Source organism: Leifsonia sp. RCC_180, from assembly GCF_058138205.1.
In genome coordinates this window covers 2,885,362-2,908,377 of the sequence record NZ_CP200340.1, presented here as the reverse complement: position 1 = coordinate 2,908,377, position 23,016 = coordinate 2,885,362, and the positions used below count along the sequence as shown (strand labels likewise).

At 65.3% G+C, this 23,016-nt stretch carries 18 protein-coding genes and 3 rRNA genes; 5 read left to right on the top strand and 16 right to left on the bottom strand.

Annotation, left to right across the window (positions count from 1 at the left end; translation table 11 throughout):
* The first annotated feature begins 17 nt into the window (after positions 1–17).
* Positions 18–569: an SRPBCC domain-containing protein gene (locus AB7E03_RS14335; protein WP_489942021.1), complete on the top strand. Its 552-nt coding sequence runs from the start codon at positions 18–20 to the stop codon at positions 567–569.
* Between the two features lie 21 nt (positions 570–590).
* Here the strand turns inward: AB7E03_RS14335 and AB7E03_RS14330 are convergent, their stop codons facing one another.
* Positions 591–1,556, bottom strand: a complete 966-nt coding sequence (locus AB7E03_RS14330; protein WP_489942020.1) for a DNA-3-methyladenine glycosylase family protein — start codon at positions 1,554–1,556, stop codon at positions 591–593.
* An 86-nt stretch (positions 1,557–1,642) separates the two neighbouring features.
* Here AB7E03_RS14330 and AB7E03_RS14325 point away from each other — a divergent pair, with 86 nt between their 5' ends.
* Positions 1,643–3,013 carry an FAD-binding oxidoreductase gene (locus AB7E03_RS14325; RefSeq protein WP_489942019.1) on the top strand — a complete coding sequence of 457 codons (1,371 nt, stop codon included), beginning with the start codon at positions 1,643–1,645 and terminating at the stop codon, positions 3,011–3,013.
* A gap of 51 nt (positions 3,014–3,064) precedes the next feature.
* Here AB7E03_RS14325 and AB7E03_RS14320 read toward each other — a convergent pair whose 3' ends face one another.
* The 4 genes from AB7E03_RS14320 to AB7E03_RS14305 all read right to left on the bottom strand — a co-directional run bounded on the left by AB7E03_RS14320 (position 3,065) and on the right by AB7E03_RS14305 (position 6,159).
* Positions 3,065–3,610, bottom strand: coding sequence for an acyl-CoA thioesterase (locus tag AB7E03_RS14320; protein WP_489942919.1), 546 nt, complete (start codon positions 3,608–3,610; stop codon positions 3,065–3,067).
* Between the two features lie 102 nt (positions 3,611–3,712).
* Complete coding sequence (locus AB7E03_RS14315; RefSeq protein ID WP_489942018.1) at positions 3,713–4,042, bottom strand: nuclear transport factor 2 family protein; 330 nt, start codon at positions 4,040–4,042, stop codon at positions 3,713–3,715.
* Between the two features lie 16 nt (positions 4,043–4,058).
* The gene (gene menD, locus AB7E03_RS14310; protein WP_489942017.1) at positions 4,059–5,810 is read right to left on the bottom strand and encodes a 2-succinyl-5-enolpyruvyl-6-hydroxy-3-cyclohexene-1-carboxylic-acid synthase; all 1,752 of its coding nucleotides are present in this window, start codon (positions 5,808–5,810) and stop codon (positions 4,059–4,061) included.
* Positions 5,803–6,159 (bottom strand): PLD nuclease N-terminal domain-containing protein, encoded by a 357-nt coding sequence (locus AB7E03_RS14305; protein WP_441783088.1) that lies wholly within the window; start codon positions 6,157–6,159, stop codon positions 5,803–5,805. Before AB7E03_RS14305 ends, menD begins: the two co-directional genes overlap by 8 nt.
* Positions 6,160–6,201: 42 nt before the next feature.
* On the opposite strand from AB7E03_RS14305, the gene AB7E03_RS14300 reads away from it, so the two are divergent.
* Positions 6,202–6,549, top strand: coding sequence for a DUF4229 domain-containing protein (locus tag AB7E03_RS14300; protein WP_489942016.1), 348 nt, complete (start codon positions 6,202–6,204; stop codon positions 6,547–6,549).
* Here the strand turns inward: AB7E03_RS14300 and AB7E03_RS14295 are convergent.
* The 3 genes from AB7E03_RS14295 to AB7E03_RS14285 are packed head-to-tail and all read right to left on the bottom strand — an operon-like array spanning position 6,537 to position 9,648.
* Positions 6,537–7,520 carry a 1,4-dihydroxy-2-naphthoate polyprenyltransferase gene (locus AB7E03_RS14295; protein ID WP_489942015.1) on the bottom strand — a complete coding sequence of 328 codons (984 nt, stop codon included), beginning with the start codon at positions 7,518–7,520 and terminating at the stop codon, positions 6,537–6,539. The genes AB7E03_RS14300 and AB7E03_RS14295 overlap by 13 nt on opposite strands.
* A 26-nt stretch (positions 7,521–7,546) precedes the next feature.
* On the bottom strand, positions 7,547–8,725 hold the full coding sequence (locus tag AB7E03_RS14290; protein ID WP_489942014.1) for an AMP-binding protein: 1,179 nt from the start codon (positions 8,723–8,725) through the stop codon (positions 7,547–7,549).
* An 11-nt stretch (positions 8,726–8,736) separates the two neighbouring features.
* Positions 8,737–9,648: a 1,4-dihydroxy-2-naphthoyl-CoA synthase gene (locus tag AB7E03_RS14285; protein WP_489942013.1), complete on the bottom strand. Its 912-nt coding sequence runs from the start codon at positions 9,646–9,648 to the stop codon at positions 8,737–8,739.
* Positions 9,649–9,704: 56 nt separating this feature from the next.
* Between AB7E03_RS14285 and AB7E03_RS14280 the strand changes: the two genes are divergently transcribed.
* Positions 9,705–10,697: an o-succinylbenzoate synthase gene (locus AB7E03_RS14280; protein ID WP_489942012.1), complete on the top strand. Its 993-nt coding sequence runs from the start codon at positions 9,705–9,707 to the stop codon at positions 10,695–10,697.
* 6 nt (positions 10,698–10,703) lie between these two features.
* Here the strand turns inward: AB7E03_RS14280 and AB7E03_RS14275 are convergent, their stop codons facing one another.
* Positions 10,704–11,723: an HAD-IIA family hydrolase gene (locus AB7E03_RS14275; protein WP_489942011.1), complete on the bottom strand. Its 1,020-nt coding sequence runs from the start codon at positions 11,721–11,723 to the stop codon at positions 10,704–10,706.
* The gene (locus AB7E03_RS14270; RefSeq protein ID WP_489942010.1) at positions 11,698–12,402 is read right to left on the bottom strand and encodes a hypothetical protein; all 705 of its coding nucleotides are present in this window, start codon (positions 12,400–12,402) and stop codon (positions 11,698–11,700) included. Before AB7E03_RS14270 ends, AB7E03_RS14275 begins: the two co-directional genes overlap by 26 nt.
* Positions 12,403–12,516: 114 nt before the next feature.
* On the opposite strand from AB7E03_RS14270, the gene AB7E03_RS14265 reads away from it, so the two are divergent.
* Complete coding sequence (locus AB7E03_RS14265; protein ID WP_489942009.1) at positions 12,517–12,651, top strand: hypothetical protein; 135 nt, start codon at positions 12,517–12,519, stop codon at positions 12,649–12,651.
* A 919-nt stretch (positions 12,652–13,570) separates the two neighbouring features.
* Here AB7E03_RS14265 and rrf read toward each other — a convergent pair.
* The 6 genes from rrf to AB7E03_RS14235 form a co-directional block, all read right to left on the bottom strand.
* Positions 13,571–13,687: ribosomal RNA gene (rrf, locus tag AB7E03_RS14260) — 5S ribosomal RNA — on the bottom strand.
* A gap of 133 nt (positions 13,688–13,820) precedes the next feature.
* Positions 13,821–16,934, bottom strand: a 23S ribosomal RNA gene (locus AB7E03_RS14255).
* Positions 16,935–17,361: 427 nt separating this feature from the next.
* Positions 17,362–18,885 (bottom strand): 16S ribosomal RNA (locus AB7E03_RS14250).
* The 16S, 23S and 5S rRNA genes sit together here, the layout of an rRNA operon.
* 700 nt (positions 18,886–19,585) lie before the next feature.
* Positions 19,586–20,653, bottom strand: coding sequence for a c-type cytochrome biogenesis protein CcsB (gene ccsB, locus AB7E03_RS14245; protein WP_489942008.1), 1,068 nt, complete (start codon positions 20,651–20,653; stop codon positions 19,586–19,588).
* Positions 20,654–20,662: 9 nt separating this feature from the next.
* Positions 20,663–22,291 (bottom strand): cytochrome c biogenesis protein ResB, encoded by a 1,629-nt coding sequence (gene resB, locus AB7E03_RS14240; RefSeq protein ID WP_489942007.1) that lies wholly within the window; start codon positions 22,289–22,291, stop codon positions 20,663–20,665.
* Positions 22,275–23,015 (bottom strand): cytochrome c biogenesis CcdA family protein, encoded by a 741-nt coding sequence (locus tag AB7E03_RS14235; RefSeq protein WP_489942006.1) that lies wholly within the window; start codon positions 23,013–23,015, stop codon positions 22,275–22,277. Before AB7E03_RS14235 ends, resB begins: the two co-directional genes overlap by 17 nt.
* Between the last annotated feature and the right edge of the window lies 1 nt (position 23,016).

Sequence of the window (23,016 nt, the reverse complement as noted above, 5' to 3'; positions counted from 1 at the left end):
AGCCGACGGAGGTCACCATGATGCCGCAGCCGACAGGAAGACTGGTCCGCAAGGACGACGGGGTCTACCTCGTCTTCGATCGCATGTTCAAAGCGCCGATCGAGGAGGTGTGGACCTACTTCAGTCGCTCCCCGCGGCTCGGCGCCTGGCTGGGCGAGTACAAGGGAACCGGCTCCACGGGCGCGGTCAAGCTGCGAATGACAGCGGAGCGTGACGGTGCCGAGTGGGAGGACGTCTCGGTGCTGGAGTGCTCGGCGCCGCATCGCCTGCACGCCGACATCGGTGCGGCCGGCGAGTCCCACCGGATGTTCGCCCACCTCACCGAGGCGAGCGGCCACACCACTGTGACCGTCGGCCGCCGGCTGAGGTCGATCATCGACGAGGCCGACTCCGGACCACGTTGGGACTACTACCTGGACCGGCTGGTGGCCGCGCACGACCACAAACCCCTGCCCGACGTCAGCAGCTACGTCCCCGCTATGAGGGAGCACTACCGCACCCTCTGCCGGGAGCTGGACCGCGACCTGCGTTCCGAGCACGCGGCTGCCCGGTCGGGCGCGACGGGCTAGCGGACCGCGCCGCATCCACGCTCAGTGCCAGCGGTGGTCCTGAAGCGTGACCCGGGGTCCGCGGCGCTGGAACCGGAATCCGCTCACGAAGATCAGGCGGACGACCCGCTGCCGGTGACCCGCCCACGGTTCGAGCAGTTCGAGCATCCCCTCGTCGTCGACCCGGCGCCCGATGAGCGCTTCACCCACCTGATGCGCGAGGTGATAGTCGCCGACGCTGACGAGGTCCGGGTGGCCGTGCGATCGCTGCAGCGTCTCCGCCGCGGTCCAGAGGCCGACGCCCGGGATGGTTTGCAGCGCCGACTCCGCGGCCGCAAGGGTCTCGGCTCGTTCGACCGCTCGCGCAAGCGAGGGCGCGACGGCGAGCACCGACTGGATGGCGCGGGCCCGGCGCGGGTCCACCCCGGCCCGGTGCCACTCCCACGACGGGATGCCGCGCAACTGCTCGAGCGTGGGGATCACCCGCATTCCCTCGGGCGCCGGCCCTGGCGCGGGCTCGCCGTACCACCGCAGGAGGCGCGACCAGGAGCGGTACGCTTCCAGGCTCGTCACCCGCTGCTCGATGATCGCCGGGAGGAGCGCCTCCAGCATCCGGCCGGTGCGCGCAAGGCGCAGTCCCGGGTTGCGGTGGAGGCTGTCGCGCAGCAGTGCGTGCCCGCTCACGTCGAGGTCTGACCAGTCGTCGCTGCGCCCGAGCAGGTCGGGCACGCCGGCAATCGCCCACTCCGCGCCTGGACCCCAGGCCGCCGCCTCGATCGAGCCGTCGGCTGTGCGCCGCTGGATGCGGAGCGTCGCCGCGCCCGCCGGCGTGCGCCAGGTGCGCCACATCCCGCGCAGATCCCACACGGTGGTGGGATCGTACGGTCCACGGCCCAAGAGGGCGAGCGTGCCTGCCAGATCGAGCGGTTCGCTCGGGCGGTACACCGTCGTTGCGTCAGGCGCCGCGTCCGCGCCGGAAGCGCGGGGAACGGGCAGCACGGCGGTCATGGAGGAATGCTACGTCACACGGCTGACGGTGGCCTTCTCGTGCCCGAGCCTTCCCGTATGTCGGTCGTCTCCCCTACATTTCCCCCATGGGAATCGAACTCGATACGACCGCTGTCGCGCGCTTGCGCGAGGCCGTCAACGGAACCGTCTACACCCGCGGCGAGGAGGGGCTCGCCGCTGAGGTGTCCTGTTTCAACCCGGCGATCCGCCATGATCCTGACATCGTCGTCGCCGTCGCGACCGAGGGCGACGTCGTCGAAGCGGTGCGCTTCGCCCGCGACGCCGGCCTCCCGGTCCGCGTGCAGGCGACCGGGCACGGGGCCGAGGCCCCGATCTCCGGAGGGATGATCATCTCGACCCGCGGGCTCGACCAACTCTCCGTCGATCCGGAGACGCGGCTCGCGCGCATCGGCGCGGGCGTCCGCTGGGCGCCGGTCATCGTCGCAGCGGCCGAGCACGGGCTGGCGCCGATCACGGGCTCATCGACCAACGTCGGTGCCGTGGGATACAGCCTCGGCGGCGGGATCGGCCCGCTCGCTCGGCAATTCGGTTTCACCGCCGACTGGGTGCGCGGGTTCCGCGTGGTCACCGCCGACGGCACGGTCGTCACGGCCGACGGCGAGACCAACACCGACCTCTTCTGGGCCCTCCGCGGCGGGAAGGGCGGCCTCGGAGTCGTCACGGAGATGCTCCTCGAGCTGGTCTCGCTGCGCTCCCTCTACGGCGGCAGCGTCTTCTTCGAAGGGGATGCGATCGAGCCCGCGTTCCGCGCCTGGATCGACTGGTCGGCCGACCTCCCCGATGAGGCGACCACCTCTGTCGTCCTCCTGAACGTGCCGGACATGGATGGTCCGCCCCCGCCCCTGCGCGGCCGCACCGTCCTCAGCGTCCGCTTCGCCTATCCCGGCGATCCGGTGGAGGGCGAGCGTCTCTTCGCCCCGATCCGGGATGCGGCGCCGGTCTACCTCGACTTCGTGGCCGAGATGCCGGCTACCGCTGTCGCGAGCATCCACAACGACCCGGAGGAGGGCGGCCCCACCTGGATCCGCGGCCTCATGCTCGACACCTTCGATCAGGATGCGGGCGACGTCATCCTGGAGCTCGCCGGACCGGGATCCGGTGCGCCGTTCCTCGCGGTCGAGCTCCGCCAGATCGGCGGTGCGACGGCTCGAGACCCGGAGGACGGAACATCGGTCGGCGGCCGCGACAGCGGGTACACGCTCAGCCTGCTGGCGGGCGATCCGTCGACGTTCGCGGAGGCCGCGCCAGCCCGGGCTCTCGCGATCACGCAGGCCCTCGGCGGACGGGTTTCGGCCATCACGAACGTGAACTTCGCCGGCGACCTCGCCGACAAGGCCGCGTTCGAGAAGGTCTGGCCGCCCGCCGTCTTCGAGCGGCTGCAGTCTGCGCGGGAGCAGTGGGATCCGGAGCGGGTATTCGCCTTCGGGCCCGCCTGATTCAACCGGCCTGATTCAACCGGGCCTCATCTCAGCAGGGAGGCCGACCGGTCACTCGCTCCAGACGCTGGGTGCCTCCGCCCGCGTCGAGGGGAGGGCCGCGTCGGTTCCCCACTCCCGTAGCCACTGTGGCACGGTCACGTCCGTCGGCGACGGGCCCACCGCATCCAGCAGCTCGTCGATCGTCACTACGCCCCCGCCGCGCTTGAGGAATCGTCCGCGGATGAACGCCTGCGTGTAGATCTCTCCGTCGACGGTGAAACGCTGTTCGACGTAGACGGCCTTCTCGTCGAAGCCCAGGATGCGTGACTCGACGACGAACCGCTGCCAGAGTTCGAGCGACTTGCGGAACGAGATCGTCTCGGAGGCGACGACCGGGTACCAGCCGCGGTCCTTGAAGATCGCCCAGACCCCGTTGCGTTGCAGCAGGTCGAAGCGACCGATGTCGGCGATGGAGAGATACACGCCGTTGTTCATGTGCTTGAGGATGTCGAGGTCGGTCGGCAGGACGCGGAACCTCGTGCGCGCCACATCCCAGTGGCCGAGCCGCGCACCGAGACGCGAGATGATCGCGTGAAGCATCGTCCGGAAGATCATGTGCACGCGATCATGTTAGTGATCCGCTAGCGAACCCCAGCATTCGTTGTGCGGTCTCTCCAACGCGGACGGCGACCGAGTGGATGTGGCTTGTGCGGTCCGCTAGCTGATGCGGAGACTCGCGATCCGTCCATCTCGCAGCGCGAACTCCATCGGGCCGGTTCCGTTGAATCCTTCGCCGGTCACCTTCAGCGTGACGACGTACGTGTCGGGCTCGCCGCCGTCGCGATAGTCCACGAACTGGAAGTGCGACTTCTTGCCGATGTTGTCGGTGCGATCCCAGCTGCGTGCGCCGTCGCGTCCGTGGAACTCACGCCCCCAATCGTTGAGGTAGGCGTCTTCCGTGAAGAGGTCCACGAAGCCGTCGGAGTCACCGGCATTCGTTGTATCGATGAACTGTTGGATCGGCTCGGGGAGCCCGGATGCTGCCACGTCGTTCTCCTGACGATCAGCGGGTGAGGGGGATCTCCAGAATGCTGACACCGGCCGGCGGCGCCGACAAGGCCTGATCGAGCTCTCCCTTGGTCCGTGCGACGCTGTGGTGCCAGCCGTATGCTTTCGCGAGCGCCGCCAGGTCCACCGAGTGGGGTGTGAAGAGGACGCGATCGAATGCCGCCGCGGGCGCGGTGCCGGCCACCTCGAGTCCGTCGAAGATCGTGCCGCCCCCGTCGTTGCCGACGACGACCTGAAGGTGGGGGCGGTGCTCGCCTTCCACCACGAGCAGAGACCCCGCGTCGTGCAACAGAGCCAGGTCTCCGAGGAGGACCCGAGTCACACCGCTCGGTGTCTCCGCTTCCCTCGCTGCCGCCTGGCTGGCGACCGCGATCCCCAGGGCTGTGGCGATGGTTCCGTCGATCCCCGCGAGCCCCCGGTTGGCGTGGACGGCGATCTTCTTGCCCGGGACGATCCGGTCGACGTCGCGGATGAGGCGTGATGCACCGAGGACGAGACGGTCGTGCGGCCAGGTGTACCGCCATAGGGCCTCTGCGAGCAGCGCCCGGGTGACCGGTGCTCGCACAGCCGCAAGCTCGGCGGCAGCGAAGGCGAGCGCGTCGGCGGGCTCGAACGAACGTGCCTTCTCGACGTCCGGAGCAGCGGCCGCGGCCCCCGCTTCGCGCTCGGTCTGCTCGGCGATGCGCCTGCTCGCGAACACCCAGCGGCCAACCCACCCACGGACCTCGGGCGAGCGCACGTCGATGCCGTCGCCGACGCGCACGCCACCGACGATTCGGGCACGGCGTCCGGGGTTGTACGCCTGCTCGCCCGTGGGCGCGACGACGAGGAGCTCGACGTCGTCGCGGGTGAGGAGCGCGGGAATCTCCCGGCTCAGCGTGGGGTGGCCGAAGACGATGGCGCGCTCCACCGCGCCGCCGAACGACTCGTCGCGCAGCAGTTCGCGGTAGGAGACCACCAGGTTGGGCCCGAAATGTGCGCCGCTCGAGACCTCCGCGAGCAGAGGGAATCCGCCCTCCCTGGCAAGTTCTTCCGCGTGGATGCCGGCGTCGGCCCCCGCAACGACCACCGTGCGAGGGCCACCATCGACAGCGACGATTTGCCTTCCCAGCGCGTGAGGACCCGCCACCGTCGGAAGGGTTCCGGTCACCGGCTCCGCCAGCGGCGGGACGGCGACGGAGAGGGGCTCCCGGAACGCCACGTTCACGTGTACCGGTCCCGGATCGGCCGTCTCGGCGCCGACCGCGGCCCGGACGGCCGCCTCGGCGAGCGCCGCGGCACGCGCTGCTTCGTCCGGCGCGCCCGTCGGAGCCTCCACGTCGTGTGACGCCCGGACCGCAGCAGCGTAGAGCCCGTCCTGCTGCGTGGTCTGGTTCGACCGGATGCCGCGTAGCTCGGTCGGACGATCCCCGGTGACGACGATCAACGGGATGCCCGCCTCGTGCGCTTCGAGGACGGCCGGGTGGAGATTGGCCGTGGCGGTCCCACTCGTGGTGATGACGACGGCGGGCGCTTTCGTCTCGCGCGCGAGGCCGAGCGCGAGGAAGCCGCCCGATCGCTCGTCGATGCGCACGTGGAGGCGGGAGGAACCCGACCGTTCGAGTTCCGCCGCGACCAGAGCGAGCGCTTGCGAGCGCGACCCGGGACTCACGACGATGTCGCGAACGCCGTTGCGCACCAAAGCGCTGAGCAGTGCGAGCGAGAAGTCGGTGGCAGGGTTGCCGGTGCGTTTCGCGCCGTCACCCATCCCGTCGGCCGGTCTGGTCGTTGTCGGGAGGGTTGTCGTCGAGTTCGGAGAGTTCCTTCTCCAACTGCCGGATGCGCTCCTCCTGGTCGTGGTCCATCCGCAATTTGCCGAGGAACTCCGGGTCGTCGTCTGGCGCGGTCACACGGCGTGCGAGGTTGGCCTTGCGGCGACCCCGGCCTATCAGGAACCAGAGGATGCCGCCGATGACGGGGAACAGGATGATGACGAGCAGCCACACGGGCTTGGGAAGGCCACGCACTCGAGAACGGTCGAAAAGGGCGCAGTCTGCCACCGAATAGATGTAGAACACCACGGCTGCGACGCCGAGGGCTATCCAGAGGCGAACCATGGGTCAATCGTAACTCTCAGAGACGGTCTCTAAGCTGGGAGGGTGAAGCGGATTCCCTCTTGGATCACCTACACCGTGCTGCGCCTCTTGGTGTTCGCGGTGCCGCTCGCGATCCTGCTCATCTTCGGGCTCGTCTGGTGGCTGGCGGTGATCGCCGCAGCGCTCATCGGATTGTGCCTGTCGTACATCTTCCTGAGCCGTCCGCGGAACGCCGTCTCGTCAGAGCTGTACGCCGTCCGCCACCGGGAGAAGCCGGTCCGGTCGGAGGACGACGACGTGGAGGACGCGGCGGTCGACGCGGGCGACGCCAACACCGACGTCAACATCGGCACTCAGACGGACGCTGAGACCGAACCCGGGCAGCGCGGCCAGCGCGGTCAGAACGCGTAGGCGGCGCCCAGCGCGATCCCCACGAGCAGCCCGGTGATACTGGTGAGCTGCAGCGCGGTGACCAACTCGCGCGGCGATCGGCCGAACAGCGTGATCACGCAGGCGGGAAGCGCGGTGAGCAGCGCGAACATCCCGAACCAGGCGAACGGGTAGAAAAGCGCGAGCACCGCGAGGATCCCGAACGGCGCCAGCAGCAGCACGCAGAAGACGATCCGGGATGCGATGCTGCCGAGCAGGACGGCGAGCGTCCGCTTACGCGCCAGCCGGTCCGGCTCGATGTCCCGGATGTTGTTGACCATGAGTACTGCGCAGGCGATGAGCCCGGCGATCACACCGCCGTACCAGGCCTCCTGGTTGACGACCCCCGCCAGCATGAACGTCGTGCCCGCTGTGGCGACGAGTCCGAAGAAGACGAACACAAACACTTCGCCCAGGCCGTAGTACCCGTAGGGCCGCTTGCCGCCGGTGTAGAACCATGCCGCCGCGATCGCAGCCGCGCCGATGAGCAGTACCCACCAGTGCTGGGTGAGGATGACGAGAATGAGTCCGGCCACCGCAGCCAAGCCGAAGACGACAAGGGCGACGGTGAGCACCGACCGCGGCGCAGCCTTGCCGGACCCGGTGAGGCGACCAGGCCCGACGCGGAATTCATCCGTGCCCCGCACGCCGTCCGAGTAGTCGTTCGCGAAGTTCACACCGATCTGCAGCAGCACCGCGACCGCGAGGCACAGCAAGGATCGGACCGGGTGCCAGACACCCGGGCCCTCTGCGATCTTGGCGGCCCCGACACCGATGAGCACGGGTGCGACGGCCAGCGGCAGCGTCCGCAGTCGCGCTCCGGCGATCCAGTCGGCAGTGGTCGCCGGCTTCACGTTGGCGGCAGCGGCTCCCGGTCGGCCACTTCGGCCGCCTCGCGGTCCGCGCGCAGTCGGCGGGCCCATCCGCTGCATGCGTGGCTTGTTCTGACTCATCACAGAGCGAATCGTAACAACATCCGCTATGCCTCTCGCTCTTCGGCGATCGCGGAGAGCGCGACTCGATCCGGCTTGCCGCTGTCAAGACGGGCGATCTGATCGACCACGATGATCCTGTCGGGCGCGGCAGCCCGCCCCAGTCGCTCCGCGAGCGCCTTGCGGACGACCTCGAGCCGCGGGCTGGCCCCGCCCTCCACGACGACAATCGGAACCTGTCCCCAATCCGGATGCGGCGCTGCGACGACGACCGAATCGGCCAATCCCGGCAGTTCGCGGACCACGCGTTCCACCGCGTCGAGCAGCACCTTCTCGCCGCCGGAGATGATGACGTTGTCCGCCCGTCCGAAGACCTGCACCCGGCCGCCGGCGTCGACCTGCCCGAGGTCGCCCGTGCGATACCACCGTGCGCCGTCGTGTTCGTGGAAAGTGGATGCAGTCCGCTCCGCGTCGCCGAGGTATCCCTCGGCGAGCACCGGCCCTGAGATCTCGAGCTGTCCCTCGGCCTCACGAACGACGGTCGTCCCGATCGGGATGCCGTCGTAAACGCATCCTCCGGCCGTCTCGCTCGACCCGTAGGTGGTGACGATCCGCGCGCCTACGGCTTCCGCGCGCTCCCGGAGCGCTGGGTTGAGGGCTTGCCCGCCGACGAGGATGCCGTCGAAGCGGCGCAGCGCGTCCGCGACCGCTTCCGATCCGCCCTCGACCGCGTCGATCAGGCGCCCGAGCTGCACAGGGACCAACGATGTGTATCGCAGGTCGTGCCGCAGCTCGCGTGCGACCTCCGCGAACCGCTCCGGATCGAAGTGCCCGGGGCCGTAGAGCACGGGCTCCGTCTCGGCCGCCAGAGACCGCACCAGCACTTGGGCGCCCGCGACATAGTGCGCGGGAAGCGCGAGCAACCACTGGCCCTGCCCTCCGAGCGCACCGGCCGAGGCGGCTGCGCTCGCCAGCAGCGCGTCAGCGGACAACGCCACCCGCTTCGGTACGCCGGTCGATCCTGACGTCTCGATGATGAGCGCGACATTCTGTGCCACGCGCTCTCCGTCCGCCGGCCACGCCTCCCGATCGAGACCGCCTGCCGCTCCGCTGCCTCCGGTGCTTCGCGGGACGACCGCATCCCCACTTCCGGTCAGGGCCTCGCGCAGCGCGACATAGACCTCTGTGGGACGCGCAGCATCGACCACCCGCACGGATCGCGTCATGGCGGGCCGCCTCAGTACTGCCACGGGAACGGGGACCAGTCCGGATCCCGCTTTTGCAGGAAGGCGTCCCTCCCCTCGACGGCTTCATCCGTTCCGTAGGCGAGCCGGGTCGCCTCACCGGCGAACAGCTGCTGCCCGACGAGCCCGTCGTCCACGGCGTTGAACGCGTACTTCAGCATGCGGATGGCGGTCGGCGACTTCGTCAGGATCTCGTTGGCCCAGTCCAACGCGACCGCCTCCAGCTGCTCGTGCGGCACCACGGCGTTGACGGCACCCATCTCGTACGCCCGCTGCGCCGAGTATTCGCGCGCCAGGAAGAAGGCCTCCCGACCGACCTTCTGGCCCACCTGCCGTGCGAAGTACGCCGAACCGTAGCCGGCGTCGAACGAGCCGACGTCGGCATCCGTCTGCTTGAACCGCCCGTGCTCGGCGCTCGCGAGCGAGAGGTCGCAGACCACATGCAGCGAGTGGCCGCCTCCCGCCGCCCATCCGGGGACCACGGCGATGACCACCTTCGGCATGAAGCGGATCAGGCGCTGCACCTCGAGGATATGCAGGCGCCCGCCACGCGCCGCGTCGATGCTCGACGCGGTCTCGCCTTCGGCGTACTTGTACCCGTCGCGCCCACGGATGCGCTGATCGCCGCCCGAGCAGAAGGCCCATCCACCGTCTTTCGGACTCGGCCCATTGCCCGTCAACAGCACCACGCCGATCCGAGGGTTCGTCCGCGCGTCCTCCAGCGCCGAATAGAGCTCGTCCACCGTGTGCGGGCGGAACGCGTTCCTGACCTCGGGGCGGTTGAAGGCCACGCGAGCGATGCGCCCGCTGACGTCGTGGTGGTATGTGATGTCGGTGAGCCGGCCGAAGCCGGGGACCTCGCGCCACACGTCGGGGTCGAAAAGTTCTGAGACGTCCGCTTGCATGGATCCAGCCTACGGTTCACCGTCCCGGCACGACTGTGGCGTGCAAAACTTGTGGAATGCTGCCCGAACTGGCCGACCTGTTGGCAACTGCCCGGGTGGTCTCCCTGCCGATGACCACACGATTCCGCGGCATCACGGTCCGCGAGGCGGTGCTCTTCGAGGGCCCGGAGGGGTGGACGGAGTTCTCACCCTTCGTCGAATACGACGACGAGGAGGCGTCGGCGTGGCTCCACGCGGCCGTCGACTTCGGCTGGCGCGCAGCCCCCGAGCCGCTTCGTCGGCGAATCCCCGTCAATGCAACGGTTCCGGCCGTGCGGGCCGAAGACGTGGCGGCCGTGCTCGCCCGCTTCCCCGGCGCCCGCACCGCCAAGGTGAAAGTGGCGGAGCCCGGCCAGACCCTCGCCGACGACGTCGCCCGGGTTCGCGCCGTGCGCGAGGCGCTCGGCCCCGAGGGCCGGATACGTGTGGACGCGAACGCGCTGTGGAACCTCGACGAGGCCGAGCACGCCATCCACTCGCTAGCACCCTTCGATCTCGAGTACGTCGAGCAGCCGTGCGCGACCGTCGACGAACTCGCCGAGCTGCGCCGTCGCGTCCACTACATGGACATCCCGATCGCCGCCGACGAGAGCGTCCGGAAGGCCGCTGATCCCCTGGCCGTCGCTGAAGCCGGGGCCGCCGACCTGATCGTGGTGAAGGCGCAGCCTCTCGGCGGAATCCACGCGGCCCAGCGGATCGTCGCAGCAGCAGGTCTGCCCGCCGTGGTGTCGAGCGCGCTCGACACGTCGGTGGGCATCGCGATGGGCGCGCATCTGGCGGCCGCCCTGCCCGAACTCGATTTCGACTGCGGACTGGGCACCGTCGCCTTGTTCGTGGACGATGTGGCCGACGAGCCGCTGGTCCCCGTCGACGGGAGCATCCCCGTCGTCCGGCCGACCGTGTCCTCGAGCCGATTGGATGCGCTGCGCGCGGACGACGAGCGCACCCGGTGGTGGCTCGACCGGGTCAGGCGGTGCCACCGCGTCCTGGAGCACGCCGTCGCGCTCTGACGCGGATCAGAGGTAGAGCTGCTCCGGCACTTCGAGCCCGTAGATCGCGCGCCCCGAGTTCCAGATGGCGGCGCACGCTGCCCGCAGCAGGTCCAGCTCGTCGGAACCTTCGGACCGGATGCGCACGTCGTTGCCCTCGATGGCGACGGTCGCTTCGCGCACAGTCACTGCGCCGTCGCGCGCCGTCTTCACCTCCGGGTACGGCTCGCTGAGCCCGCGGAGGTCGCCCAGGATGTAGGTGGGACGCGAGTCCGCGTCCGCCGCGAGCAGCTGCTTGCCCCGGTCGATCCCGGTCAGCACCAGGACGGAGTCGATCCCCGCGCGGTTCGCCCCGAGGATGTCGGTGTCCAGCCGGTCCCCGATGAAGAGCGGCTTCTGCGCCGCGAAGCGCGTCACCGCCTCATCGAAGATGGCCCGCTCGGGCTTACCCGCGACCAGCGGCAGCCTTCCGACGGCGGTGTGCACCGCGGACACCAGCGTCCCGTTCCCCGGAGCGATGCCCCGCGCGACAGGAATGGTCCAGTCGGTGTTCGTCGCGATCCACGGTCGCTCTTCATCGGTGCGCCCTTGGAGGGCGAACGCCGCCTCGGCCAGATGCGTCCATCCGATTTCGGGTGAGAACCCTTGGATGACCGCAGCGGGCTCGTCCTCGGCGGAGCGAGTCACGGTGAACCCGCCCTTCTGGACCTCGTCGACAAGGCCGTCTCCTCCGACGACCAGCACATTCGAACCCGCCGGAACGTGGGCGGCGAGCAGGCGTACGGCCGCCTGCGGTGACGTGACGACGTCGGACGGCTTCACGTTCAGCCCGAGCTCGGCGAGGTGCTGCGCCACCGCGGCATCCGTCCGCGATGCGTTGTTGGTGATGTAACCGACTCGGGCGGTTGCGCCTGCGTCGTTCAGGCTTTCGACCGCATACGGGATGGCGTCAGCGCCTTTGTAGACCACGCCATCCAGGTCCGCCAGGACCAGATCGACTCCGTCGAGCGGTGCCTTCGCGTCACTGCTCCGTCGAAACAGCGCCATCGTCCGGCTCACCCTCCTGCTCGAGCTCCTGGTGCCGCTCGTCGTCGCCCTCGGTCGGGGCTTCGCCCGTCTCCTCGGCCTCGTCCGTGTCGTCCGTTTCCTCCGCCTCGAAGAAGACGTCCTCCTCGACAATGTCGACCGTCTCGAGTTCGTCCGCCGCGTGCGCCTGGTCGAGCGCGATCTCGGCACGTTGCGCCCGATCGCGCCAGCGCTCCGCGTCCTCGTCGCGCCCGAGCTCTTCGAGCACTTCGGCGTACGCGTGGAAGAGGTCGGCGCTGTAGGCGAACGCCCGATCGGGATCCAGCTGCGGTATCTCCAGTTCGGCCAAGGCGGCCTCCGCCTGATCGAGATCGAGGCGAGCGCCGGACATGGCGATCGCCAGGGAGACCTGGACATCGGCGGGCAACGTGGAGCGGTCGACCGAGCGGCCGAGTTCCAGCGCGCGGTCGGGACGCCCCACCCCGCGTTCGCTGTCCACCATCAGAGGAAGCTGGTCGTTCGAACCGGAAATGCGCCGGTATGTGCGGAGCTCGCGGAGCGCGAGAGCGAAATCACCGGTGGCGTACGCCGTGATGGCCAGAGTCTCGCGCACCACGGCCACCCGGCCGGCGCGGCGCGAAGCGGACACCGCGTGCTGGTGAGCGCGCTCCGGATCGGTGTCGATCAGGCGGCCGGCCATCACCAGGTGCTTGGCGACCTCGTCCGCGTTGTCCTTGCTCAGGGTCTTCAGCTCGACGCGTGCTTCCTTCGGAAGATCGCGGGCTTCGATGTCTTCCGGGATGATCGGATCGTCGTGGCGCGGACGAATGGACTTCAGCTCGCGAGCGCGCTCGGCATCCTCGTCGTACTGGCGTCCCTGATCGCGGGCATCCCTGTCACCGCGGGCCGGTCGCCCTTCCCGTGTCCAGAGCTGCTCGTCGCGGCCTGATCGGCCCTGACCGTCACGGCGGTATCCGCCCTGGCCCCGAGGCGCATCGGAACGCGGGGCGCCCGAACGCGGAGCGCCGGAGCGCGGAGCGCCGGAGCGCGGAGCGCCGGAGCGCGGAGCGCTGGAACGCGGGGCGCTGGAACGAGGCGAACCATCGCCGCTTCGCTCGCGGGATCCGCCGGTCCAGGGGCGGCCGCCTGCGCGGTCGCCGTCGCGGCCGCGGTAGCCGTCTCGTGACCCGGCGCCGCGGTCGCCGTCGCGGTATCCGCTGTTGCGGTCGTTGCGGTCGTTCCTGTCGTTGCGATCGGAGCGATCGTTGCCGCTACTACGGTCGCTGCCACGGTAGCCGGAGCGCTCTCCCGCTCCACCGCGGCGGTCTCCTCCGCGTGAGCCGGCGAAGCCGCCGGAACGCTCGGGACGGGCCCCGTCGCCAGAGGCGCGCGGCTTCCATTCGCGGGGCTGGCGGTCGTCGCGTGAGCGCGCCCCGCCGTCGCGGTCAGAGCCTCCCCGCGAGTTTCGTTCGGCGCCACGGTAGCCGCCAGAACCTCCACGTCCGGACTGTGCGTCGCCGGAGCGTCGATACCCGCTATCCGAGCGGTCGGAACGTCCGTTGCGCCATGATCCCGCGCCTCCCGAAGAAGACCGGTCGCGCGACGCGCCGCCGCTCCCTCGAGGGGCGCCGCCTTGGCGGCCTCGGTCGCCATCGCGCGGCGATCTCGAGCTGTCGCCGCCTCGCGCCGGCCGTTCTGGCTGCTGTCGACGCCGTGGCTGCTCGTTCCGGGCGTTCTCGTCTGCCGGTGTGTCGCTCACGGCTTCTCCTGTCGAGTCGGCGGGTCCAGCCCAGCCTATGCTTCGTACTGCTTCTGACCCCGTTAACGCGAAATGGCCACCCATCACTGGGTGGCCATCTCACAAAGAAGTCCGGCGGTGTCCTACTCTCCCACAGGGTCCCCCCTGCAGTACCATCGGCGCAGAGAGTCTTAGCTTCCGGGTTCGGAATGTAACCGGGCGTTTCCCTCTCGCTATGGCCGCCGAAACACTATTGATGTATCAAAGTGAACGATCAAGCTTCGCTTGAATCAGTTCTCGACCGTACATCGAGAACCACATAGTGGACGCGTGCAATCTCATGCCCCTCATACCAGCCTTACAACAGTATGAGAGTGGTGATTATCAAGTTATCGGCTTATTAGTACCGGTCAGCTCCATGGGTCTTTAGTCCCCACTTCCACATCCGGCCTATCAACCCAGTAGTCTAGCTGGGAGCCTCTCGCCCGAAGGCATGGAAATCTCATCTTGAGGCCGGCTTCCCGCTTAGATGCTTTCAGCGGTTATCCATCCCGAACGTAGCTAATCAGCGGTGCTCCTGGCGGAACAACTGACACACCAGAGGTTCGTCCAACCCGGTCCTCTCGTACTAGGGTCAGATCCTCTCAAATTTCCTACGCGCGCAGCGGATAGGGACCGAACTGTCTCACGACGTTCTAAACCCAGCTCGCGTACCGCTTTAATGGGCGAACAGCCCAACCCTTGGGACCTACTCCAGCCCCAGGATGCGACGAGCCGACATCGAGGTGCCAAACCATGCCGTCGATATGGACTCTTGGGCAAGATCAGCCTGTTATCCCCGAGGTACCTTTTATCCGTTGAGCGACAGCGCTTCCACAAGCCACTGCCGGATCACTAGTCCCGACTTTCGTCCCTGCTCGACTTGTCAGTCTCACAGTCAAGCTCCCTTGTGCACTTACACTCGACACCTGATTGCCAACCAGGTTGAGGGAACCTTTGGGCGCCTCCGTTACTTTTTGGGAGGCAACCGCCCCAGTTAAACTACCCATCAGGCACTGTCCCTGAACCGGATTACGGTTCTAAGTTAGATATCCAGAGTGACCAGAGTGGTATTTCAACATTGACTCCACCGACACTGGCGTGCCGGCTTCAAAGTCTCCCACCTATCCTACACAAGCCACACCGAACACCAATACCAAACTATAGTAAAGGTCACGGGGTCTTTCCGTCCTGCTGCGCGTAACGAGCATCTTTACTCGTAGTGCAATTTCGCCGAGTTCGCGGTTGAGACAGCTGGGAAGTCGTTACGCCATTCGTGCAGGTCGGAACTTACCCGACAAGGAATTTCGCTACCTTAGGATGGTTATAGTTACCACCGCCGTTTACTGGGGCTTAAATTCTGAGCTTCGCCGAAGCTAACCCTTCCTCTTAACCTTCCAGCACCGGGCAGGCGTCAGTCCGTATACATCGTCTTGCGACTTGGCACGGACCTGTGTTTTTAGTAAACAGTCGCTTCCCACTGGTCTCTGCGGCCTTCAAACGCTCCCGGAGCAAGTCCGTTCACGCCTCAGGCCCCCCTTCTCCCGAAGTTACGGGGGCATTTTGCCGAGTTCCTTAACCACGATTCTCTCGATCTCCTTGGTATTCTCTACCTGACCACCTGAGTCGGTTTGGGGTACGGGCGGCTGGAACCTCGCGTCGATGCTTTTCTTGGCAGCATAGGATCACCCATTTCGTCAATGAAGACTACGCATCGTGCCTGGGCCTATATGAGGAACGGATTTGCCTATCCCTCGGCTTACACACTTACACCGGGACAACCATCGCCCGGCTGGGCTACCTTCCTGCGTCACACCTGTTAATACGCTAGCCGCACCAGCATGGGGTCGAGCGTTAGGCCCGGACCTTCACCCCGAAGGGGTCTGTGTCCAGGATTAGGACTCTTAGCACCACTGGATTAGCTTGGGCGGTTCTTCGCCGGTACGGGAATATCAACCCGTTGTCCATCGACTACGCCTGTCGGCCTCGCCTTAGGTCCCGACTTACCCAGGGCGGATTAGCCTGGCCCTGGAACCCTTGGTCTTTCGGAGGACGGGTTTCTCACCCGTCTTTCGCTACTCATGCCTGCATTCTCACTCGTGTAGCGTCCACGGCTGGTTTACACCGCCGCTTCACTCGCCACACGACGCTCTCCTACCCATCAACACGGCTGGACCACGAAGGCCTACCAATAATGTCAATGCCACAACTTCGGTGGCGTGCTTGAGCCCCGTTACATTGTCGGCGCGGAATCACTTGACCAGTGAGCTATTACGCACTCTTTCAAGGGTGGCTGCTTCTAAGCCAACCTCCTGGTTGTCTGTGCAACTCCACATCCTTTCCCACTTAGCACGCGCTTAGGGACCTTAGTTGGTGGTCTGGGTTGTTTCCCTCTCGACGATGAAGCTTATCCCCCACCGTCTCACTGCTGCGCTCTCACTTACCGGCATTCGGAGTTTGGCTGACGTCAGTAACCTTTTAGGGCCCATCGGCCATCCAGTAGCTCTACCTCCGGCAAGAAACACGCAACGCTGCACCTAAATGCATTTCGGAGAGAACCAGCTATCACGAAGTTTGATTGGCCTTTCACCCCTATCCACAGCTCATCCCCTCAGTTTTCAACCTAAGTGGGTTCGGTCCTCCACGACGTCTTACCGTCGCTTCAACCTGGCCATGGATAGATCACTTCGCTTCGGGTCTAGGACATGCGACTGAATCGCCCTATTCAGACTCGCTTTCGCTACGGCTACCCCTCACGGGTTAACCTCGCCACATATCGCTAACTCGCAGGCTCATTCTTCAAAAGGCACGCTGTCACCCCTACAAGGAGGCTCCAACGGTTTGTAAGCAAACGGTTTCAGGTACTATTTCACTCCCCTCCCGGGGTACTTTTCACCTTTCCCTCACGGTACTTGTCCGCTATCGGTCATCTGGGAGTATTTAGGCTTATCAGGTGGTCCTGACAGATTCACACGGGATTTCTCGGGCCCCGTGCTACTTGGGATACTCTTCGCGCCATTGGACCATTTCGGTTACGGGGCTGGCACCCGCTGTGGCTGGCCTTTCAATGCCATTCACCTATGATCCTTTGTAACGCTTGCAGTTCGGCAGAAGCTGCTGAAAAGTCCCGCAACCCCGACCATGCAACGCCTGCCGGCTATCACACATGATCGGTTTAGCCTCTTCCGGTTTCGCTCGCCACTACTAACGGAATCGCTTTTGCTTTCTCTTCCTGTGGGTACTGAGATGTTTCACTTCCCCACGTTCCCTCTACCCGCCCTATATATTCAGGCGGGAGTCACTGGGTCACCCAAAGGGCCCAGCGGGGTTTCCCCATTCGGAAATCCTCGGATCAAAGTTCGCTTATCAACTCCCCGAGGCTTATCGCAGATTGCTACGTCCTTCTTCGGCTCCAGATGCCAAGGCATCCACCGTTTGCTCTTAGAAACTTGAAATCACATGAGTTTTAGAATCGATCGACGTCTCATCTGCCGAAGCAGAATTTGACGCAGATTGACCAATGATCTAATAAATCAGATCATCTTTGTGATCCGAACCCGAAGGTTCGAATCTAAGATGCTCGCGTCCACTGTGTAGTTCTCAAAGTACGGGCGGTACCTTCTCCGCCGGCCGAGTTATGGCCAACAAGAAAAGGTCCAGAGGATTCGGTTCTCATCTGTTCCGATGAGGTCCGGTCCCTCAGGACCCAACAGCGTGCATGTGCGAAGCTTCGCAGTCCGAACCGTTCCTATCCCGAGGGATGTACTGAGTTCGAGCCGATCGGCCCCGCACCAATGTCAATGTTCCACCCATGAGCTAACCAGCTGAGACGTTCGCTCAGATCTGGCGCCTGGACACCCGAGGGTGCCAGTTGCTCCTTAGAAAGGAGGTGATCCAGCCGCACCTTCCGGTACGGCTACCTTGTTACGACTTAGTCCTAATCACCGATCCCACCTTCGACAGCTCCCTCCACAAGGGTTGGGCCACCGGCTTCGGGTGTTACCGACTTTCATGACTTGACGGGCGGTGTGTACAAGGCCCGGGAACGTATTCACCGTGGCGTTGCTGATCCACGATTACTAGCGACTCCGACTTCATGAGGTCGAGTTGCAGACCTCAATCCGAACTGAGACCGGCTTTTTGGGATTCGCTCCACCTTACGGTATTGCAGCCCTTTGTACCGGCCATTGTAGCATGCGTGAAGCCCAAGACATAAGGGGCATGATGATTTGACGTCATCCCCACCTTCCTCCGAGTTGACCCCGGCAGTCTCCTATGAGTTCCCGCCATTACGCGCTGGCAACATAGAACGAGGGTTGCGCTCGTTGCGGGACTTAACCCAACATCTCACGACACGAGCTGACGACAACCATGCACCACCTGTTTACGAGTGTCCAAAGAGTTGACTATTTCTAGCCCGTTCTCGTATATGTCAAGCCTTGGTAAGGTTCTTCGCGTTGCATCGAATTAATCCGCATGCTCCGCCGCTTGTGCGGGCCCCCGTCAATTCCTTTGAGTTTTAGCCTTGCGGCCGTACTCCCCAGGCGGGGAACTTAATGCGTTAGCTGCGACACGGAGACCGTGGAATGGTCCCCACATCTAGTTCCCAACGTTTACGGCGTGGACTACCAGGGTATCTAATCCTGTTCGCTCCCCACGCTTTCGCTCCTCAGCGTCAGTTACGGCCCAGAGATCTGCCTTCGCCATCGGTGTTCCTCCTGATATCTGCGCATTCCACCGCTACACCAGGAATTCCAATCTCCCCTACCGCACTCTAGTCTGCCCGTACCCACTGCAGGCCCGAGGTTGAGCCTCGGGTTTTCACAGCAGACGCGACAGACCGCCTACGAGCTCTTTACGCCCAATAATTCCGGACAACGCTCGCACCCTACGTATTACCGCGGCTGCTGGCACGTAGTTAGCCGGTGCTTTTTCTGCAGGTACCGTCACTTTCGCTTCTTCCCTACTAAAAGAGGTTTACAACCCGAAGGCCGTCATCCCTCACGCGGCGTTGCTGCATCAGGCTTTCGCCCATTGTGCAATATTCCCCACTGCTGCCTCCCGTAGGAGTCTGGGCCGTGTCTCAGTCCCAGTGTGGCCGGTCACCCTCTCAGGCCGGCTACCCGTCGTAGGCTTGGTGGGCCGTTACCTCACCAACTACCTGATAGGCCGCGAGTCCATCCTTGACCGAAGTTCTTTCCACGTACAGGAGATGCCTCCGTACGTCGTATCCGGTATTAGCTTCCGTTTCCGGAGGTTATCCCAGAGTCAAGGGCAGGTTACTCACGTGTTACTCACCCGTTCGCCACTAATCCCCCGGAGCAAGCTCCAGGTTCATCGTTCGACTTGCATGTGTTAAGCACGCCGCCAGCGTTCGTCCTGAGCCAGGATCAAACTCTCCGTAAATGTTTAGCTCCACGATCGCAAGCGACCGGGAAACATTGTGCGGGCGAGACCAGGAAATGTGGTCTACGCACCGCGAGTTTGTCTTGACTAGTTTCGAATATCTACTGACATTCTGTTTCTAATCCAAAGGAATCTCGCATCAACCCACTAGACTAGGTCTAGAAAGTCAATGCAGAGGTTATTTGGCATTTGACATTGTGCACGCTGTTGAGTTCTCAAGGATCGGACGCTCTCACCTTTCAGCCTGTCGGCTTTCTCTGTGAGGCAACTTCTCTACCTTACCACTCTCAGTCAGTTTGTCAAGTCGGCGTTTCGTGTTCCTCGTTGGCCCGATATGTGGTGGGCACAACCGATCACACGATCCGAACCGGTTAGACCTGCTCAGTGAGTGGGTGTTAATCCTAAGCGCAGCAAGCGAACTTATACAAGTTCAGGTTTGCCGCTAGGCCAAGGATTTGGTCCCGCTTGAGGCCGGGGAGCTCTTCCGCTCTCCCGCACCTTTGGGGTGACAAGTAAGTACTTTACGCAGGCCTCCGGGGACGTGCAAATTCCGCCAGCAGCCCGGGCGTGTCGCTTCCAACTTCCGCGGAATTCCGCGGATCTTCACCCCGTGGGTCTCCGCGGCGCCTCCCCACGAACAAAAGAACCCCCTCGTGAGCCGAAGCACAGAGGGGGTTATTCGACGCGGAAGTCGGGATGGTTACAGGCCCGAGTACGCGTGCAGCCCGTGGAAGAAGACGTTGACGATCCCGAAGTTGAACAGCACGGCCGCGAAACCAATGATCGCGAGCCATGCCGAGCGGGACCCGCGCCATCCCCGGGTGGCACGCGCGTGGATGTATCCGGCGTAGATCACCCAGATGATGAAGGTCCACACCTCCTTGGTGTCCCACCCCCAGTACCGACCCCATGCCTTTTCGGCCCAGATGGCGCCGGCGATGAGCGTGAACGTCCACGCGATGAAGCCGACGATGTTGATTCGGTACGCCAGGTTCTCCAGCGCGACGGAACTGGGCAACGTCGCCAGGAACCGGAACTGCTGCGGGCGCGACTCCTCGACCTGACGCTCTCGCCGGTACTGCAGCAACTGCAGTCCCGACAATGCGAAGCCGAGTGCGAAGAATGCCGTGCCGAGTACGGCCACGATGATGTGGATGACCAGCCAGTACGACTGCAGCGCCGGCTGCAAGGGCACGACCGGGACGTAGTACCGCAACAGTGCGATGCCTTGAAGCACGAGGACCAGCCCCAGGACGAAGGTGCCCACATACTTGATCGGCCACCTGAGGTTCGCCACGAGGAAGACGCCGATGATGACGAGGGTCCCCGTCATCGAGAACTCCCACATGTTCGCCCACGGGACCCGGGCCGCGGCGATACCGCGCAGCACTACGGCGACCAAGTGGAACGCGAAGCCCACGATGGTGAGCGCGAACGCCCACCGCATGGATGCGGAGTTCTCCGATCCGTTCACCAGGTCGTCCTCGACCCGCGAACTGATGCGCGACGACAGCCGCCCGAGTGCCGACGATGGCTGAGGCGGCGCCTCCCCGGGGCTACTCCCGATGACCGCGGTCGTCGACGCCCCGACGGGCGCACCGACTTCCGCTCGACGGGCGACGGCACTGGGTACGACTGCTGCCTCCGCCGCCGTCGCTCGAGCGCCGCGGCGCGCAAGGTCGAGTGCGAAGGCGATGAACGCCGCCGCGTACAGACCCATCGCCGCGTACAGGAACACGGTCGACAGCTGAGCGAGGGTTTCGGTCACGATGCAAGCCTAAGTCTTCTGGGAGCCGGCGAGGGCTCGGGAATGCTGGTCCGCCACCGCGGTCACGGCGGCGAGGAGGTTCGGGTCGTCGCCACGGGCGAGTCCCGCGTACTCGAGCGTCAGCGAACCGTCGGGGTTCTCGACGGCCTTCACCCACATCCGGCGGCGGGGAACGAACAGCGACGTGAGGAGCCCTACCAGGATCAGGATGGCGAACAGCAGCACCCACCCCTGGGCAGGGTCGTGATGGACCTCGAGGGTGGCGAAGCGCTTCACTCCGTCGAGCGAGATCGTGCCCAGTCCGTTCGGGAGCTGCACCGTCTCGCCCGGCTTGAGCTCGAGCGCCTTCGTCTTGGTCGGCGGTCCGGCCAGCTGCTCGAGGGTGTCGGTGTTGAGGCTGTACACGGATTGCGGAACACCGTCGTCGACGCCAAGGTCGCCGGCATACACGTTGAGGCTCAGGACGGGGTCGTCGAGCCCTGGGAACTTCGACGCCAGAGCGCCCTGCGCGGTTTGACTCGCGGTCACGGTCGGGTAGAAGAAGCCGATCATGCCGACCTGCTCCTTGAGCCCGTCCGGCACCTTGACGAAGCCGAGCGACGTCAGGTTCGGATCGGCTTGCGGGATGAACGGCACCGAGTCGCTGAAGACGACCTTGCCCGCCGTATCCCGCACTGTGATCGTCGGCGCGTACCCGTTGCCGAGGAGGTAGACGTTCGTTCCGCCGATCGCCAACGGGTCGTTGACCTTGATCGTCGTCTTCGACGTCGCATCCCCTGGACCGACGGTCGTCACGTGGGCCGTGTAGTCGAGCGGGGTGCCGATCGCATCCTTGTTCTTCGTCTCGTAGGCCACATCCAGCTTGTCGACGGCGATCGAGAAGGGTGCCAGGGTTCCGTCACTGAAGAACCGGCCAGGGTTGAACGAGTTGTACGACGGGAGGCTGTTCACGAAGCTCTGACCCTCGACCACGATCTTCTGTCCCGTATAGCCGAACCCTCCGCCGACGCCGATCGCGAGGAGCACGCCGAGCAGGGCGATGTGGAAGACCAGGTTGCCGCTCTCGCGCAGGTAGCCGCGTTCAGCCGAGACCGAGGTGGAGCGCGCGTCCTGATAGAGGGCGACGCGGTATCGGTTCGCCTTCAGCACCTCGCGCGCAGTGACGATCGGGTCCGGCGCATCCGCCCGAAGCTCCGCCGGAAGGATCCGCGCCTGGAATCCGGCCATGCGGGTCAGCCGCACAGGCGTCCGCGGGGGCTTGGCGCGCATCGCCAGGAAGTGGTGCTTGGTGCGCGGGATGATGCAGCCGATGAGGGATGCGAACAGCAGTAGATAGATGGCCGAGAACCACACTGACGTGTAGACGTCGAAGAACTGGAACTTGTCGAGGACCGGCGCGAGTGACGGGTTGTCGGTGAAGTACTTGGTGACACCGTTCGGGTCAGAGCTGCGCTGCGGAACGAGCGACCCGGGGACCGCCGCGATCGCCAGGAGCAGCAGCAGGAACAGCGCCGTGCGCATGCTCGTGAGCTGGCGCCAGAACCAGCGAATCCAGCCGGTCGGGCCCAGCTGCGGCTGGACGACGTTCGGATCCTCCCGGGGCGGGGCCGAATCGATGTGATCAGAGGGCCGGCTCAAAACCTTGGATCACCGCCAAGAACTGGGACATGAGCTCGCTCCAAAGACCGGTGACCATCAGGATGCCGATGACCACCAGCAGCACGCCGCCGATGATGTTGATGGCACGGATGTGCCGCTTGAGGAAGGCCACCGAACCCGCCACCCACTCGAAGCCCAAGGCGACGAGCAGGAAGGGGATGCCGAGGCCGACGCAATAGAACAGGCCGAGCAGCGCCCCGCGCCAGGGCGAACCGCTGCCCACACTCAGCGCGCTGATCGCAGCGAGCGTCGGGCCGATGCATGGTGTCCAACCCAGACCGAAGACGATGCCGAGCAGGGGTGCGCCGATCAGCCCCGTCGCAGGCCGCCAGGCCGGCTTGATCGTGCGCTGGAGGAAGGAGAACTGGCCGATGAACACGAGCCCCATGACGATCACCAGCGCGCCGAGCACGCGGACGACGACGTCCTGCCAGCGGATGAGCCAGAAACCCAGTGCGCCGAAAGCCGCACCGTAGGCGACGAAGACGACGGCGAATCCCAGGATGAACAGACCAACTCCGGTGAGCAGGCGCGAGCGGTCGCGCTTCGCGCCCGGATCGCTGATGCCGCCGACATACGCCAGGTAGCCCGGAACCAGAGGAAGGACGCACGGAGAAGCGAAGGACACCAGACCCGCGAGAAGTGCGATCGGCAGGGCCAGCAGGAGCTGACCGCTGAAGACGATCTGACCGACACCGCCCACG

Coding starts and splice junctions, on each gene's coding strand:
- AB7E03_RS14290 (WP_489942014.1), bottom strand. CDS start 8,725: ATGACGCGATCCGTGCGGGTGGTCGATGCTGCGCGTCCCACAGAGGTC.
- AB7E03_RS14285 (WP_489942013.1), bottom strand. CDS start 9,648: ATGCAAGCGGACGTCTCAGAACTTTTCGACCCCGACGTGTGGCGCGAG.
- AB7E03_RS14320 (WP_489942919.1), bottom strand. CDS start 3,610: ATGATCTTCCGGACGATGCTTCACGCGATCATCTCGCGTCTCGGTGCG.
- AB7E03_RS14275 (WP_489942011.1), bottom strand. CDS start 11,723: ATGGCGCTGTTTCGACGGAGCAGTGACGCGAAGGCACCGCTCGACGGA.
- AB7E03_RS14305 (WP_441783088.1), bottom strand. CDS start 6,159: ATGGTTCGCCTCTGGATAGCCCTCGGCGTCGCAGCCGTGGTGTTCTAC.
- AB7E03_RS14335 (WP_489942021.1), top strand. CDS start 18: ATGATGCCGCAGCCGACAGGAAGACTGGTCCGCAAGGACGACGGGGTC.
- AB7E03_RS14325 (WP_489942019.1), top strand. CDS start 1,643: ATGGGAATCGAACTCGATACGACCGCTGTCGCGCGCTTGCGCGAGGCC.
- AB7E03_RS14330 (WP_489942020.1), bottom strand. CDS start 1,556: ATGACCGCCGTGCTGCCCGTTCCCCGCGCTTCCGGCGCGGACGCGGCG.
- AB7E03_RS14295 (WP_489942015.1), bottom strand. CDS start 7,520: ATGAGTCAGAACAAGCCACGCATGCAGCGGATGGGCCCGCCGACTGCG.
- menD (WP_489942017.1), bottom strand. CDS start 5,810: ATGGGTGACGGCGCGAAACGCACCGGCAACCCTGCCACCGACTTCTCG.
- AB7E03_RS14270 (WP_489942010.1), bottom strand. CDS start 12,402: ATGGCCGGCCGCCTGATCGACACCGATCCGGAGCGCGCTCACCAGCAC.
- AB7E03_RS14280 (WP_489942012.1), top strand. CDS start 9,705: ATGCTGCCCGAACTGGCCGACCTGTTGGCAACTGCCCGGGTGGTCTCC.